Origin of the sequence: Coprococcus sp. ART55/1 (genome assembly GCF_000210595.1) — a bacterium.
GTDB classification, from domain to species: domain Bacteria; phylum Bacillota; class Clostridia; order Lachnospirales; family Lachnospiraceae; genus Coprococcus; species Coprococcus aceti.
The window spans coordinates 3,099,588-3,116,093 of record NC_021018.1; the positions used below are offsets into that span (position 1 = coordinate 3,099,588).

Annotated in this window: 10 protein-coding genes; 1 reads left to right on the plus strand and 9 read right to left on the minus strand. The window is 46.3% G+C overall.

Annotation, left to right across the window (positions count from 1 at the left end; genetic code table 11):
* From CCU_RS13880 to CCU_RS13890, 3 genes are all read right to left on the minus strand, one after another.
* A partial coding sequence (locus CCU_RS13880; RefSeq protein ID WP_208896315.1) for an ATP-binding cassette domain-containing protein occupies nucleotides 1-199 on the minus strand: 199 nt, incomplete at its 3' end.
* Nucleotides 200-267: 68 nt separating this feature from the next.
* Nucleotides 268-4,110 (minus strand): helicase-exonuclease AddAB subunit AddA, encoded by a 3,843-nt coding sequence (gene addA / locus CCU_RS13885; protein ID WP_015535086.1) that lies wholly within the window; start codon nucleotides 4,108-4,110, stop codon nucleotides 268-270.
* Nucleotides 4,111-4,114: 4 nt separating this feature from the next.
* The gene (locus tag CCU_RS13890) at nucleotides 4,115-7,819 is read right to left on the minus strand and encodes a PD-(D/E)XK nuclease family protein (protein ID WP_015535087.1); all 3,705 of its coding nucleotides are present in this window, start codon (nucleotides 7,817-7,819) and stop codon (nucleotides 4,115-4,117) included.
* Between the two features lie 189 nt (nucleotides 7,820-8,008).
* On the opposite strand from CCU_RS13890, the gene CCU_RS13895 reads away from it, so the two are divergent.
* Entirely contained in the window at nucleotides 8,009-8,422 is a 414-nt protein-coding gene (locus CCU_RS13895) for a hypothetical protein (protein WP_243440910.1), read from the plus strand.
* 103 nt (nucleotides 8,423-8,525) lie between these two features.
* On the opposite strand, the gene CCU_RS13900 is transcribed toward CCU_RS13895, so the two are convergent.
* From CCU_RS13900 to CCU_RS13925, 6 genes are all read right to left on the minus strand, one after another.
* A complete protein-coding gene (locus CCU_RS13900) occupies nucleotides 8,526-9,215 on the minus strand; it encodes a hypothetical protein (protein ID WP_015535088.1) in 690 nt (229 codons plus the stop codon).
* Between the two features lie 73 nt (nucleotides 9,216-9,288).
* On the minus strand, nucleotides 9,289-11,337 hold the full coding sequence (locus CCU_RS13905) for a DNA topoisomerase (RefSeq protein WP_208896316.1): 2,049 nt from the start codon (nucleotides 11,335-11,337) through the stop codon (nucleotides 9,289-9,291).
* A 469-nt stretch (nucleotides 11,338-11,806) separates the two neighbouring features.
* Complete coding sequence (locus CCU_RS13910) at nucleotides 11,807-13,915, minus strand: glutamine synthetase III family protein (RefSeq protein ID WP_015535089.1); 2,109 nt, start codon at nucleotides 13,913-13,915, stop codon at nucleotides 11,807-11,809.
* Between the two features lie 167 nt (nucleotides 13,916-14,082).
* The gene (locus CCU_RS13915) at nucleotides 14,083-14,811 is read right to left on the minus strand and encodes a metallophosphoesterase (RefSeq protein ID WP_015535090.1); all 729 of its coding nucleotides are present in this window, start codon (nucleotides 14,809-14,811) and stop codon (nucleotides 14,083-14,085) included.
* Between the two features lie 18 nt (nucleotides 14,812-14,829).
* Nucleotides 14,830-15,339 (minus strand): CinA family protein, encoded by a 510-nt coding sequence (locus tag CCU_RS13920; protein WP_015535091.1) that lies wholly within the window; start codon nucleotides 15,337-15,339, stop codon nucleotides 14,830-14,832.
* Between the two features lie 249 nt (nucleotides 15,340-15,588).
* Nucleotides 15,589-16,506: DUF3137 domain-containing protein (locus CCU_RS13925; RefSeq protein ID WP_208896317.1), on the minus strand; the 918-nt coding region annotated here is incomplete at its 5' end.

Consider the following 16,506-nt stretch of genomic DNA (forward strand, 5'->3'; position numbering starts at 1 on the left):
TCATATCGAAACCATTTATCTTTACTCTGCCCTCCGTCGGCATAAGTATACCTGTCAGCATCTTGATGGTAGTTGTCTTACCCGCACCATTCTGTCCAACAAATCCTACTATCTCACCCTTGTGTATATGGAAACTGAGATCATCAACTGATACAATGTCTCCGCCATACACCTTCTTAAGATTCTCCGCTATTATCATGCGCATGTCCTTTCATCACTATATCGTTTTTGCATACCCAGTCTTATTATATCAATTCAGCGTACGGTTTACAAGTTTACCGTTGTATCAAGACAGAATGAATATATGACCTTCTCCTTAACCTTCATGCCGGTGAGCTGTTCAAGCACATCGGCGTATTTGTCGAGCTGGACATGGTATCTCTTAACCAGCTCCGACGCATCCTTTACGCTGTCTGTCTTGTAATCCAGAAGAACTATGCCGCCATCCTCCTCGAAGTAGGCATCTATGATTCCCTGTACAACTATCGTCTCGTCTCCGCAGTCCTTAAGTGAGCTCATTATTTCTCCGGGCTCCATCATCATGTAGAACTGTCTCTCACGGTACAGTCTGTCCGACTTGCCCGCAGCCGCCATGCGCTGTCCTATCTCACTGTGTATCATCTTATATATCTTCTTTGGTCTTATCCGCTCTCTGTACAGCTCATCAAATAACCCAAGCTCAAACACTCTGTCGACATCCTTCTCCGCATCCGCAACAGTTTTCCCTGAGAAGTCTGCAAGCTCCATGATCTTGTGATAAATGTTTCCTATCTCATTTCCATGGACTATCCTCTCCTCACTCATGAATGCTGGGATTGGGACCTCACTTCTGGCACTGTACTCCCTGCTGGTTAGGATATCCGGTGTAATGGCATCCTCACCGTGCGCCTGAAGTCTTTTTATCTCGGTTATGGACATCTTGCTCTTAAGCCCCGAATGTCTGTAGCCATACCTGAATTCCAGTCCGTTCTTCACATGGTCATAAAGTTCTTTGTCGAGCTTCGCTTCAGAGGCTTCCACTGTCATATTTTCTGCTTCATCCTGATCAGTCTCAGGAGACATAAAGCTGTCGGCCTCCACCTCGATGCTCTTCACATGATCGCACTCTCCCACATATCTGAGCGCGGTATATATCCAGGCGGCATAGCCATTTGCTTTCATGATAGATGCATAATTCATCCTGTCTCCGATTATATACATATCACAGGCTGCCTTGAATTTATCTGCATCCTTCACGCACCCGGTCATGTACAACTTTTCCTTTGCCCTGGTTAACGCCACATACAGGACTCTCATCTCCTCGGCATAGGTCTCCGCAACGATATTCTTACTCATTATCCGCTTGAAAAATGTCATTCTTCTGGCTCTTGTTCTGAGGTCGACCTGGTCGCACGCCAGATAATGATCCTGGTGGACAAGCACATTTGATCTGGTGTCCATCAGATTAAACTCCTTGCCGAGCCCAGACACAAATACAACAGGGAACTCCAGTCCCTTGCTCTTGTGCATGGTCATGACTCGGACGACGTCCTCATTCTCACTGACCACATCAGCCTCTGCAAAATCCAGATCATTTGTCTTGAGCTCATCAACATATCGGATGAAGTTGAACACGCCCTTGCTGTTCTCCTCGAAATCATCCGCCTTCTTGATGAGCATGTCGATATTCGCCTGGCGTCTTCTTCCCATCGGTCTGGCACCGACAAACCAGTAAAATCCGGTGGTGTCCAGCACGTATCTTATTATGTCGCTTATGGACATATAATTTTTATTCTTCTTGAGATAGTCAAGCATGCGGAGGAATTCCCACAGTCTGTCCACAGCGTGTTTTTTCTCGCCCACATGGGTGTCCATATAATCTATGACCTTGTCATAAAGTCTGGCGTTCCAGTCCGTGCCGTTCTTCTCGTATCTGCTGCGATATTCACCCACTATAACCGCAAGCTCCTCCTCATCAAGGCCTACCAGTGGCGACCTTAAGACAGCAGCCAGGTCGTAATCCACGTAGCTGTTATCAACTATGGAGAGCATGCTGACCAGTGTCCGTATCTCAGCAGCATCAAAGTAGCCACTCTCACTCTCAATATACAGAGGTATGCCCTTCTCCTGAAATACCCTGTCAAATATGGTGGATGCTGTGGACACACTTCTAAGCAGTATGACGATATCCTTATATCTGACAGGTCTCCTGTCAGCACCACTTCCAACATACAGAGGTTCACTTCCGTCCACAATATCACGTATCTTACCGGCGATATAATTCGCCTCAACCTCAGGATTGCCATACTCCTCAGATACATCCGCTTCTCTCATATTGTTGTCTATGAGTATGAACTCTGATACAGGGCCATGATCCACGTCATCCGGCTCCGCCATCCCTTCTCCGTCACTTATGGCAAATCTGGAATTGAGCTTTGCGCCCTCATCGTACTCTATGTCTCCTATCTCTCGCCTCATGAGCTGGGCAAATATTGAGTTCACCGTCTTTAACACATTTATCTCACTTCGGAAGTTTCTGGTCAGCAGTATGCTGTTGCCATCTATGTCCGGGTCCGCTATGTCAGCATCACCCAGCCTGCGGTAGCTGTCATACTTCTCTATGAACAGATCCGGTCTCGCCATTCTGAATCTGTATATGCTCTGCTTAACATCACCGACCATGAATGTGTTGTGGATATCCTCACCGTGTCCCGACACACTTGCCAGAATGTATTCCTGCAGAAAGTTACTGTCCTGATACTCATCTATAAGTATCTCCCTGTACCGCCTTGAGACTTCCTTTCCAATCTCTGAAGGGACAGCCCTGTCATCCTCTATTCCATCGCAAAGTATCCTGAATGCGAACTCCTCTATGTCGTGGAACTCGAACATATTCTTGTCCATCTTGACCTTCATCAGCTCATCCATATAAAGCTCAGTGAGCTTCAAAAGTGATGATATCACTGGCTCAGTCATGGCTGCCTGCCTCAGAATGTCATCCACATCCAGGACGACCGAAACTATGTCGTCTATGATCGACTTATACACATCCCGCCTTGATTTGACAAATTCCTTCTTCTCCGGGTCAGCTCCACCGCCCGGGTTCACAAATCTGTCAAATGCATAGCATATACTCCGGCCCTGGGCATCCTTCTCCATCTTGAGTCCCTCCGGTCTCAATGACGATCTGTATATATCTCTGAGTTCAAACAGGTCAACATGCAGGTCGTCTTCCCCGCCACAGCTTCTGAGCATGTGTGTTATCAGCTCAACATCCTTATCCACACGGAGTCCGTACGCCTCAAGGCCATACGCCTCCGTTGCATATTTCTGGCACTCCCTGACCATATCATCCGCAGTTCTGAGCATCATGTACACCCTGTCCGCAAATGTTCTGACCATCGGAATCCCCATGACTTCTCTTCTCTTCTCCTCCTCAGTGGATGATGTATCCACGGCAAATTTCATGGCATCCGCCGCCTGCGCAAGCCATTTCTTCGGCTCCGGATAGCTGGATATAACCTTTATTATCCTCTCAACGATATCCGGCACGGCACTGTCACTCTCATTTCTCGCAAACGTCATTATCAGCCTGTCGAAACCGGGCACGACCGATTCATCCTCATAGCACATCTCCATGACCTGATCCATCACGTCGTGCTTTATGATCTTCATCTCCGTGTCGTCCGCTATGCCAAATGCACAGTCGAGCTCCACCCTCGCAAAGTATTCCTTCACTATCCTAAGGCAAAAGCTGTCTATGGTGCAGATGTCAGCATGGTTGATCAATGTCATCTGCTTTATAAGATGCTCGTCATATTCGCCCTTCGCCATCATCTCATCTATCTTTTTCTGCAGTGCCTGTCCTATCTTCTCCTTCATCTGGGCCGCTGCCGCATTTGTAAATGTAACGACAAGAAGCTCATCCACAGATACCGGCTCGCTTCCCTCTATTCTGTCACCACGCGAATTTCTTCCGGCCACCATCTCTATGATACGCTCCACGAGCACCGCCGTCTTACCTGATCCCGCTGCTGCAGATACAAGAAGATTGCCATGCCTTGTGTCGATGACATGCGCCTGCTGGTCTGTCCACTTTATTCCATTGTCAGTCTTCATATCTTTTCCCATGTCATCATTCCTCACTTATCTCTATATCGAACTCAGCAGCTCTCTTCACTATCTGTTCAGACAGTTCCCTCAGCTCCTCAAGATGCACCCTCTCCTCCGCAAGCTTCCTGCCGGTGCTCTCGAGAGTATCCCTCATCTTCTGTGTTGCCTTATCGCCGCGGTCATCTACCTTCTTCTTTGCATCCTCATACTTTTTCCGGGCGCTGTCACATGACTTAACGGCCTTCTCCATATCACCCCTGACCTTCTTGTATTCAGTCTTGATATTCTTTATATCCTCAGCTTTGCGGCTGTAATTTTCCGCCTCGCCCCTATAGATCCTGGAGTATGAATTGCCTGAATACTTGCTGTCAAATGCACATATGCCCTTAAAATCACAGTATTTGCACGCATTTGCCTTGCCCTCATTGACCGGATTTATCTCGATGCTTCCCTCAGCTATACTGCCGGCAAGCCTCTCTATGTTCCTGCGGTTCGCCTCCATGAGATCTGTTATAAGAGTCTCCTCAAGTCTCTGTCCGTTCTTGAGTGTCGCTGAGCTGTTGTCCATGACCTTCAGCGCCCTGTTATCTCCATTGTACAGGCCTGAATATCTGGACTCCTCAAGTATCTTCTTCTCGAAGGTGTCCACAAGCACTCCCCCGAACACCTCGTCATCGGCCGCAAATCCCATGCCGTCATCGGTGTATCTGATCTTATCTCCCATTGCCGTCACGTCACATGCCGGATTGTCAAAGGTATAATACAGAAGTCCGCCCACATGTATACCACCAGGTCTTCCAAGCTGTGCCATCCTGCGCTTTTCAAGCTCGCAGGCTATGGCGCCGTATGTCACGAGCTGCATCTGGAGTCCTCCGAGCACCTTGTCTATATCCAGCTTCTTATCAGATGACTTGTAATCTATTATCTTGAAATAAGCATCCCTGTCATCCGTAAATTCATCTATTCTGTCTATAACTCCCTTGAGGCTCATCGTGAGTCCATTTGGAAGATTGAATATATATCTGTCTATGTTGTCTGCATTTTCCGATGTGTTGAACCGCCGCTCAAAATTCTCCGGGTCCATCTCCCCACATCTGATAAATGTACGGAGCGTCCTGGCTGTCCTTGACGCAACATCCGCCAGAAGCTTTTTCATGTATGCCGCTCTCGAAGAATCCTCAAAGTACGGTCCGGCTTCATCCTCCGCAGATTCATTTGCAAATTTCACCGCCTTCTGTTCCAGCTCCGCCTCGTCCAGATGTACCCAGTCGTTGTCCCTGAACATCCTTACAAATGAGAATATCTTCTCCATGGTGCTGTGAAGTATATTACCAACATTTGCAGCGCCTATCCTGTATGTCTCCCTCTCTCTGAGCGAAAGTCCGTATGTCAGGAAATACTTGAACTGGCACTCAGCATACCGCTCAAGCTTGGACACACTCTCCACCAGATTCTCTCCATATATAAGGCGTACAGTATCTGGAGACAGATTTTTTGACGAGTTAACATAATTCTGCCCGAAGTTAATCGATCTGAGCTGTCTGCCATATCCCATCTTCGAAAGCAGTTTTCTGACAGCGTCCAGCGTCTCCCCGGCTTCAACGTCATCAGAATGTCTGATGATGTATCTGAGCGCTCCCGCCGCAGTCTCCGGCATCTGACCGTCCACATCGTACTCCTCTGTCCGTATATCCGGGAAAATATTCTTTATCCTGTCTATCAGGTATGACGGCTTCATGGACTTGAGATCCTCGCCGATCTTTCTGTACAGCACATAGATCATATCCGACGCCTTGGTGAGCGTAGTGTATATATAGAACTGTTCTATATACGCATTTGTCTTGTCTGATGGTGCCAGCTCTATACCGCAGTTCTCAAGGCTCTGACGGTCTGCACCTGAGAGTATCCTGCCCTTCTTGGCCGGTTTCGGAATTATGCCCTCATTCACTCCCGCCATGAACAGCACCTTTATATGGTTGAGCCTTGATCTCGTCATATCGCCGACCACCACGCGGTCTATAGTCGGAGGCACTATACCGATCTCCATATCCGCTATGCCGGCATCCAGGATACCCGCATATTCTTTTACGGTAAGTTTCTCATCTCCGATTATAGCCTCCATCTTCTCAAACAGAGCGACAACCTTGTCAAATATCCTTCCGTAGGCATCTCCCTCATCCCATCTCTCCTGTTCATACAGCACTTTCTTGTGACTCTCCAGTTTACCGCACACATCGAGCTGCGCAAGGAAGTTGTAAAGAGATTCCGTATATGTTCTCACCGTGTTCTTGGAGCCTGGGCTCGTCGGCTTCCACACATCGATGCATTTGTCTGGGAAAAGCTCCATGATCTGCGCTCTTATGGACTCCATGTCGGCCGCATAGTCAGGATTCCTGTCATCGGTTATCTCCTTTGTCCAGCTCCTGTAGCCCCTGAGGTTTCTGAGAAGCACATAGTTCTCCATCCTCTCAATGTCATCCTGATCCACACCGGTCATTCCTGACTTTAACAGTCTGAACACGCTGTCAAATGAGAAGTTGTCCGTCATCACACCGAGGAAAGCCCTTATGGTGTCTGAGCACGGATCTCCCTTCAGCGATACATTCGCATCTATGAACACAGGAATGTCATACTCATCCATCGCCTGACGGTAATACCTTGCCACATCCTGCAGATCACCCGCAACCACGGCTATATCCTTATAGCGGTATCCCTTGTCCCTGACAAGTTCTCGTATCCTTCCCGCTATATACTCAGCCTCATCTGCTGCCCTGTCCACAGCGACCACATGTATGTCTCCGTCATCACCTGCGACTCTGCCATGTGGGTATCTGAACAGATTTGCCTCAAGCCCGGCAAGCTCCATGCTTTTCTCGAATCTGTACGGTCTGCGATTCTGACACATAACGACATTATCCAGTATGTCCACATGCTCATCGCCCGCCATTCTCACAAGCGCCTGCACGGTCTCCTTGGTGAGTCTGAACAGCTCGTACTCCTTCGGCTTTGTGAAGCCTATCTGGGACGCATCTATCGTAAATACAAATGTCATGCTCTCAACACGGGTCATGAGCTTCCTTATAAGCTCCATCTGTACCGGTGTAAATCCTGTGAATCCGTCAAGATACAGATGGCTGTGCGCCAGCATATCCGACCTGTCCACGCACTCAGCTAGCAGCTCTATGAGCTGCTCCGCAACTATATAGCTGCCATCCCTGTTGTACTCCTCAAATCTCTCGTATATGAGCCTGATGTCATGCATTTTTCTGTACACCAGACTGTCCTTATCAAGCTTGTCCATGACTGCGTCGATCGAATCCCTGTCAACCGCATACTGGAACAGCTCTGACATCATGGATTTCATCTCGTCTATAAAGCCCATCTTGTTGATATATCTTCCATAAACAAGAAGCTCGTCCTGTGACTCCATAAGTATCTTCTTAATGAGCATGCTCTTTCCAAAGTCCTCCAGAACCCTTCCCGGATTCACTGACAGCTCATCGAATACCCGGTACGCAAGCCTGTTGAAGCCTATGGCATCTATGTTCATGGTTCCATGTCTCGGATGCATGGTCACTATATCTCTCTGCGCCTCCATGGAGAACTGCTCCGGAACCACATACAGATAATTCAGGTCTCCGTGAGCCATCGACTCCTCTATCAGCTTCTTTATCACATATTCTGTTTTTCCTGAACCGGCAGGTCCCAGTACAAACTGTATTGCCATCTGTATTCTCCTTACACCTCAATATACTGTTATACATTCTGTTTTTTCATCTGCTAATAATTTTCTCATAAAATCGCTCTCTTGTGAATAAAATATATAAAAAACAGGGAGAGCAAATAATGTCATCAACTAAACTTATAGTATTAAAATACAAAAGAACTCATATACACCGCCATACTGCTGGCACTTGTGATCGTATTTGTCATTATACTTATCACCATGTTCCGCGGCAAAGATTCAGATGACACCAGTGATTCAGCCAGGAGCATAGCAACCTCAGCCCAGACTGATCCGTCTCCTAAGACCGATGAAACACACTACACACCGGGTACATACTCATCTTCACTTGTTCTGGGGGAAAACACGCTGTCCGTCATGGTCACTGTGGATGAGGACTATATCACAGACGTGTCATTCAAACAGGTGGATGAGACTGTGACCACCATGTACCCGCTTCTTGAAACGGCCCTCGAAGATATCAATACTCAGCTTCACTACATATCTTCCGTGGACGATATAACACCTTCCGGAGACAGCACATACACTACCAGACTTATCATAGATTCCATACGAAACGCCCTGAAGGATGCTGTGATAAACTAGCTGTCAGGGTGCTTTCTGCCAAAACAAAAGGACATATGACCGTATATATCTTGTATTATATACGGTCATATGTCCTTTATTTATCCCACCGTTTATACGGTCGTTACTGCTTTGCAACTATGTTATCCTTATCCTTGAAAATACTGCCTCCCGGCACATATCCCCTGACTCTTGATACAGGATAGATGTTGCTGAATCTTCCTATTACGGTTCCAGGATTGAGGACGCTGTTGCAGCCAACCTCAACATTATCTCCGAGCATTGCACCAAACTTCTTAAGTCCTGTTGCAATGTCAAAGCTCTGTCCGTCCACATTTCCCTTAACGTGAACCAGAGTCTTGTCAGACTTCACATTGGACGTGATGCTTCCGGCACCCATATGTGACTTGAAGCCGAGGACTGAATCTCCCACATAGTTGTAATGAGGAACCTGAACGTTATTGAATATGATGACATTCTTGAGCTCTGTTGAATTACCTATCACACAATTCTCTCCGACCAGTACGCTTCCTCTGATGAACGCACCCGGGCGAACCTCTGTGCCTGCACCTATGATTGTCGGTCCAAGGATGGTTGCTGTTCCATACACCTTACAGCTCTTGTGGATCCACACATGCTCATCCACCTCATTGTACTCATCCTTGTCCAGACTCTTTCCAAGCTCAAGCACGAAATCCTTGATAAGTGGAAGCGCCTCCCATGGATAGGTAAGCTTCTCAAGAAGAGGCTTTGCCATGGTCTGATCCAGGCTGTAGAGCTCCTTTATTGTTACAACTGACTGTATATCTTCCATAATAATAGTCTCCTTTTCTATCACATATAACTGATACATACTATGTTATACACCTTTGAATCAGTATGTGCAATCACTGTGTATCCGCATTCTTCTCCGCCTTTGCGCCTGTTCTGGCTGTGGCTCTTGTCTCCTTCTTCTGGGCACCTCCGCCCTTGGCGTAGAACACCTTCGTTTTGTCGAATACCCCTGTTATTCCATTCTGGTTCTGTATCTGCTTCACAAGGTTTGTGTATTTGGTGACAAATGTAGTCATCTTATCCGTGTATTCCTGCTTGGATATCTGACCTTCAGCGACACCCTCAAGCCCCTTTTCCCAGCTCGCCGTCAGGTCCGCTCTCAGCAGACCGTTGATGGAATAATATACTATATCGTATATTATCTCCCCAAGGAATGTCGGGGTCACTATCTGTGTCTTCTTGTTCAGCGATATATATTTGTTCTTCTCCAGCTTGGTGATGATCCCGTCTCTTGTGGCACTTGTTCCGATTCCAGCTCCCTTGATCTGCTCTCTGAGCGCCTCATCCTCTATGAACTGTCCTGCATTCTCCATGGTCAGGATCAGTGATCCTGAGTTGTATCTCTTAGGTGGGGATGTCTCACCCTCCTTTATGTCGATTCCCTGGACGCTCAGCTTGTCACCCTTCTTTATCTTCGCAAGCCTTGCTATGAATTCAGGGCTGTACTTCACATCGTCCTTCTTCTTGGAAAAGCTGTTGGCCGCCACCTTAAGATAGCCATCGTTTATCAAATATTTGAAGTTGGCAAACAACTTCTCTCCGTTCTTGGAGAGTGTCATTGCAACCTTCTGGTATTCCGCAGCAGGGTAAAATATGCTGAGGAATCTCCTGCATATGATCTCATATACCTTGAGAGCTGTAGGTGCCAGACTTCTAAGTGCTCCAAAGCCCTGTCCGGTAGGTATGATGGCGTAGTGGTCGGTAATCTGCTTATCGTTCACATATTTCGTCTTTGCGATTCCCTTATATGTGCCGCTCTCCATGGCCCCCTGTGCAAATTCTGCCACAGGCTGGAAATTCTTAAGTCCCGATATGTTCCGTCCTATCTCCTTTGCCACGGCCGTTGACAGCACTCTGGCATCTGTTCTCGGATAGGTTACCAGCTTCTTCTCGTAGAGCTCCTGGACTATCTTGAGGGTATCGGACGGACTGATCTTGAAAAATGATGAACAGTCATTCTGAAGCTCCGCCAGATTGTACAGCATCGGAGGCTGTTTCTTCTCTTTCTTGCGCTCCACAGCCTGGGCCACAGCCTCGGGCTCCCCTGCCTTCAGCTCCGCCAGAAGCTGCTCCGCTGCGGGTCTCTCTTTAAATCCATTCTCCTTATACAGAAGAGGCGACTCGAAATACTTTGTGCCCTTCACTGCCTTCCATTCTGCATCAAATGTCTGTCCTTCCTCGCCCACATTTGCAACGAGTCTGTAGAACGGAGTCTTTACAAACTCCCTGATCTCACGCTCTCTCTTCACTATTATACCGAGGACACAGGTCATGACACGGCCCACGGCTATGACACATCTGTCCATGCCGAGATACCTCTGGACTACATTTGAAAACTTCAGCGACAGCACCCTTGAAAAGTTGATACCCATAAGGTAGTCCTCCTGGGCCCTAAGGTACGCTGCGTCGCTGAGACTGTCGTACTCTGAGAGCGGCTTCGCCTCACGGATTCCCCTGAGGATCTCCTCCTCGGTCTGTGAATCGATCCACACACGGCGTTTCTCCTTGCCGGTTACGTGAGCCATTGAATCCACAAGCCTGTATATGTATTCTCCCTCTCGTCCTGAATCCGTTGCCACATAGATACAGCCTATGTCATCGCGGGTAAGCAATCCCGCAACGATATTGAACTGTTTCTTTGTGTCAGGAAGAACTTCATATTTGTATTCAGTTGGAATAAATGGAATAGTTGAAAGGCTCCACTTCTTAAGATTCGGATCGTAGACCTCTGGGTAGCTCATGGTGACCAGATGTCCGACACACCATGTGACAACCGCTGTATCCGACTCCAGGTAACCATTTCCCGCATTGCCCTTCACCCCCAGCACGTCGGCAAACTGCCTCGCCACGCTGGGCTTCTCTGCTATATATAAATTCTTCAATTATGCTCCTATTCTTTCAGCATCCGCCACACACATGATCCTGTTTATGCCGTGGCCGGTGCAAAAATACATCACAACACATCTGTATATAATAGCAGAATTTGTGGAGAGGGGCAAGTGGGGACGGAGGTGCCTGCTCCTCCACTTCGCACTTGCCCCCCTCCACACGCATTGCGCGTTATTCCAGAATTGCTTCGCACTTCTCTCGCGCTTTGCGCGTTATTCCAGTATTGCTCCGCACTTCGTGCTCCCGCAATTCTGCGCGGCATTCACACTCCGGCCTGTCGGCCTTCGTGTTCATGTCGCGTCATCCCGTCAAATGCGCTACATGCCGCGAGCAAGCTCTCGCATGTGCGCGCTTGACGGGATTTTAACGCGCAAAAAGCACCCCGCCTGCGATACCGCAGACAGGATGCCTCTAAGCTATTTTATATAGAATTTAGTAGGATTAGCAAACTCAATCTATGTTTTACTGCTCGAATAACAGCTGCTCGTATGTTGGGAATGGCCAAGCTGTCTTTGGAAGTTCCTTCTCAAGTTCATCAGCAGGCTTTCTCACTGTGTCAAATGCTGCAAATACTGTGTTGTGGAAATACTTAGCCCAGGCCTCTGTATCTCCCTCGTAATCTGATGCCTTTGCAACCAGCTCCTCAAGGGCTACTGTAGCGCTCTTGAGCTCTGTGAGCTTCTCTGAGATAGTGTTCAGAAGTGATACCTGAACTGTAGGATCAATTCCGAGAGCCTTGATCTCAGCTGCACCCTTTGCAAGCTCTGCCTGATATTCCATAACTGCAGGAATGATCTCCTCATTAGACATCTCTATCATAGTGAGTGCCTCGATGTTGATCTTCTTTGCATAGTTCTCAAGCATTACATCAGCTCTCGCCTCAAGCTCTGCCTTATCCATAACTCCAAGGTTCTCGAAGATCTTAACGCTCTTATCTGCTGCAAGATAAGGAACAGCATCAACCATGCACTTGATATTTGGAAGACCACGCTTTGCTGCCTCCTCAACCCACTCATCTGAGTAACCATTGCCATTGAAGATGATTCTCTGATGTGCTGTGAGTTCTCTTCTGATGAGTGCCTTGCAGGCTGTCTCGAAATCGTCAGCGCCCTCAAGTTCATCTGTCATCTTCTTGATCTGATCTGCAACTATTGTATTAAGTACCATCATTGGGAATGCGATGGACTGTGTTGAACCAACCATTCTGAACTCGAACTTGTTACCTGTGAATGCAAATGGTGATGTTCTGTTTCTATCTGTGGCATCCATTGTAAATGTAGGAAGTGTTGATGCACCTGATACATATGTCTTGCCCTTTGGGGACTCTGTAGCCTCACCCTTCTCGATGATCTGCTCAACGATCGACTGGAGCTGCTCTCCAAGGAATGCTGAGATGATTGCTGGAGGTGCCTCGTTAGCTCCAAGTCTGTGATCGTTTCCTGCTGATGATGCTGAAAGTCTCAGGAGCTCAGCGTTGTTGTCTACTGCTGCCAGAACTGCTGCCAAGAAGAACTGGAACTGGAGATTTGTCTCAGGATGCTTGCCTGGATCGATGAGGTTCTCGCCCTCGTCTGTTGAGATCGACCAGTTGTTGTGCTTACCTGAACCATTTACACCGGCAAATGGCTTCTCATGGAGTACGCACTCAAGGTCATGCTTTGCAGCGATCTTCTTCATGGTTGCCATAACCAGATGGTTCTGATCTGTGGCGATGTTGGTTGTTGAGAAGATTGGTGCAAGCTCATGCTGTGCAGGTGCAACCTCATTGTGCTGTGTCTTTGCAAGGATGCCGTATTTCCACAGCTCCTCGTTCAACTCTGTCATGTATGATGCGATCTTATCCTTGATCGCTGCGAAATACTGATCATCAAGCTCCTGTCCCTTTGGAGGCATTGCTCCGAAAAGTGTACGTCCGCAGAGCTTAAGATCTGTTCTCTTTGCAAATTTCTTCTTATCTATCAGGAAGTACTCCTGCTCAGGACCAACTGATGAAGTAACCTTCTTGGCTGTTGTGTTGCCGAACATTGCAAGAGCCTTAAGGGCTTCCTTGCTGATGGCATCCATTGAACGGAGAAGAGGTGTCTTGTAGTCAAGTGACTCTCCTGTATATGATGTGAATGCTGCCGGGATACAGAGGATACATGTTCCCTCATCTGTTGTCTTTACAAATGCTGGTGATGTACAATCCCATGCTGTATATCCTCTTGCAGCACATGTCTCACGAAGACCGCCTGAAGGGAATGATGAAGCATCCGGCTCTGACTTGATGAGCTCCTTGCCTGTGAACTGAAGGATAACGCCGCCATCACCGACTGTGCTTACGAATGAGTCGTGCTTTTCTGCTGTTGTCTCTGTAAGTGGCTGGAACCAATGTGTATAATGTGTTGCGCCAAGCTCCATTGCCCATTCCTTCATGGCTGCTGCAACTGAATCTGCGATTGATGTATCGAGAGGCTCGCCCTTGTCAATAGTCGCCTTGAGTGACTTGTAAACTGCTTTTGGAAGTCTCTCTCTCATGACCTGATCTGAGAATACGTGTGAGCCAAATACGGCCGAAATTTTGTTCATCATAATTACTACTCCTTTTCTTGATTAAAAATGAATCCTTAACGTATCCTCAAAAAAGAGAAAGGTGTCCTCCTTCTTGAGAACACCTTTGTCCATTTCGTATCATTTAATTGTTGAATATAAAATACTCTATATTCTTTCAAAAATCAACCCCTAATTTTAAAAAAATCTCATATATAAAAAATACTGTCGTCGTCCACGCAATAGCACGCCAGCTTTCCGCCCCTGTTTCTCTCTCCATTTCCGCAGTCGAGATCCGTATAGTATGATGTCACATAAGCGTTATATGAATGATCTTCATTGAGTCTGTTCGTCGTCACATGTCCGCAGAACACATACCTGTCAAATGCCTTCTTATCCGAAAACGGAACATTGTGGATATCCGGCGATATGAGAAACCTGTATTCATCTCTTCCCACGGCATTCGTTATAGATTCAGTGATATTGATCGTTCTATCAGCATTTCTGACATACGAGCCACAATGAATGCCCGGATGGGTGACAACACAAACTCCGTACTTTGGCGAATGTATCTCTGTGTAATGTGGCAGATGAGCCAGATATCCGTGCAGCTTCATCTGTTCATCCACATTGAGCCTCTTGATATCTCTGACTGTTCCACCACCGCCGAATATGATCCACTGTCTCTCTGACATGTTTCCCTCTATGTACATCTGGGCAAACAGTTCATGGTTACCCTTTATGAGCTGCATGGAACCATCCACAAGATAATCCGACATAAATTCAAGAAGAGAAATCCCCTCATCGTTCCAGTCGAATATGTCACCCATGACTATCATGTGGTCCACGGCTGGATCAAAGCTTATCTTTTTCAACATTTTTTCTGAATGACATGACATCTCCGTGGATGTCGGATATGAGATATAACATTTATACATCCTTTGACAATCGTCCTATCAGTCCAGCCTCTTAATAAGCTCCTCATATATCTCCTCCGCCACCGCCAGCTTATATGCAAGTCTTGTCTGCTGAGGCGGGAGCTCCACATAATACTCTTCCACATCACCATCTATATCTATGGCAAAGTATACCTGTCCCGGAATCGAAGCGTCTGGATTTGCCGGATCCACATTTCCCATGGTTCCAGTCACGCCGATCCCTATATTCGCATTATACGCCTTCCTGCACGCCTGCGCCATTGAACCTGCAGTTTCCTTTGAATAGACTGTATACTTGTCTATGATCTCTGCGGGAACCCCCTGCATGATCTTCGCCTCATTGCAGTAGGTGATAAATGCACCTTTCAGCACTGCAGAGGAACCTTCCGTGTCGGTGATGAGGGATGCAATCTGCCCTGAGGTGGCAGATTCCATGGTGGTTATGGTTAGGTGTCGGGAGATAAGAAGTTGTGTGAGATGCCGGTAATTCATTCTGATCTTATTCTCTATATTGCATTCATTCTCCATAAAGCGTCTATTCTCCTTCTTTTTCTTTTCACCTTTAGAATAGTAACTTTCCTCAAATTCGTCAAACGAGATGATATACTATTCCTGAAGCATATCCAACCCCAATCCGGTATTGCATTTTGTTTTCCCAATATGGACATATGTATTAAAAAATTGCTTCTCCTTCAACTCTCTCGGACTGTTTTCAAATATAAGTGTAACAGATTCTTTTACTAGTTTTCTATAATACATTAAATTCCGAATCATCCCTTAGCAACAATCAATCATTATATCAAGGATCGCTAAAATATCTGATAATTCTTTTCTAAACTTTTTCCTGTATAATTCGATATCGCTATTATCTTTAATTTCTCCAATTAATTCAAATGAATTTTTCTCGTTGTAGCAGGCAATCACGCCCATATTTCCAGAAAGTTGAACTCTTGTACGTTTTCCCATTTTCTTCAAGCCTGAAATAAACTGAGGGGTCAAAATAGAATACGCAAGGTCATCCCCCGATGCATTAACCTCAAACCGGTCATCAAATACGCGATCTCCCGTTTTCAAGTAGCTTGATATATTGTTTTTTTCATCTATGTATACGGCCTTTCTATTTTGCCTCATTTTCCCAGAATTACTCTTGCCCATTATCTGTACAAATCCATTCACGCTTTTACTCAACGCCATTGTCATAAACTGTCCTGAAAACTCTGTAATAGTAGTTTTCAGGTTGTTTTCATTTGCAGTATAATCCTGACTTTCTGTTTTCAATTCAAGATCACTGTATGTAAATTCTACATTTCTGTATATTCCATGAATATAATCTGAACCTGTTGCTCTATTATAAGTTGGAAGAATACTGCATTTTTTTAAAAAAGATTCATCCACATAACCACTTGGCGAATAATCAATAACCTGAATTCTCTCCTCGAGAACCCCGAGCACAATATTCTGTCCTATAAACACCCTAAGGTCTTTCATTTTTTTATTACACAGTATAGCAAGTAAGAAGCCAATAAATATGCATACTACAGGCACCACTCTAAAAACAGTATCAATAATTGGACCATATATATCAAATATTACCCCCACAAACGGAAGGAGTATTCCCACTAACGACAAATACATGGGGATTTGTATTATTTTGATATTTCTTTGTTTTGCTTTTATTATACTCTGCATTTCTTC

Coding starts and splice junctions, on each gene's coding strand:
- addA (WP_015535086.1), bottom strand. CDS start 4,110: ATGGGAAAAGATATGAAGACTGACAATGGAATAAAGTGGACAGACCAG.
- CCU_RS13915 (WP_015535090.1), bottom strand. CDS start 14,811: ATGTATAAATGTTATATCTCATATCCGACATCCACGGAGATGTCATGT.
- CCU_RS13890 (WP_015535087.1), bottom strand. CDS start 7,819: ATGGCAATACAGTTTGTACTGGGACCTGCCGGTTCAGGAAAAACAGAA.
- CCU_RS13910 (WP_015535089.1), bottom strand. CDS start 13,915: ATGATGAACAAAATTTCGGCCGTATTTGGCTCACACGTATTCTCAGAT.
- CCU_RS13900 (WP_015535088.1), bottom strand. CDS start 9,215: ATGGAAGATATACAGTCAGTTGTAACAATAAAGGAGCTCTACAGCCTG.
- CCU_RS13920 (WP_015535091.1), bottom strand. CDS start 15,339: ATGGAGAATGAATGCAATATAGAGAATAAGATCAGAATGAATTACCGG.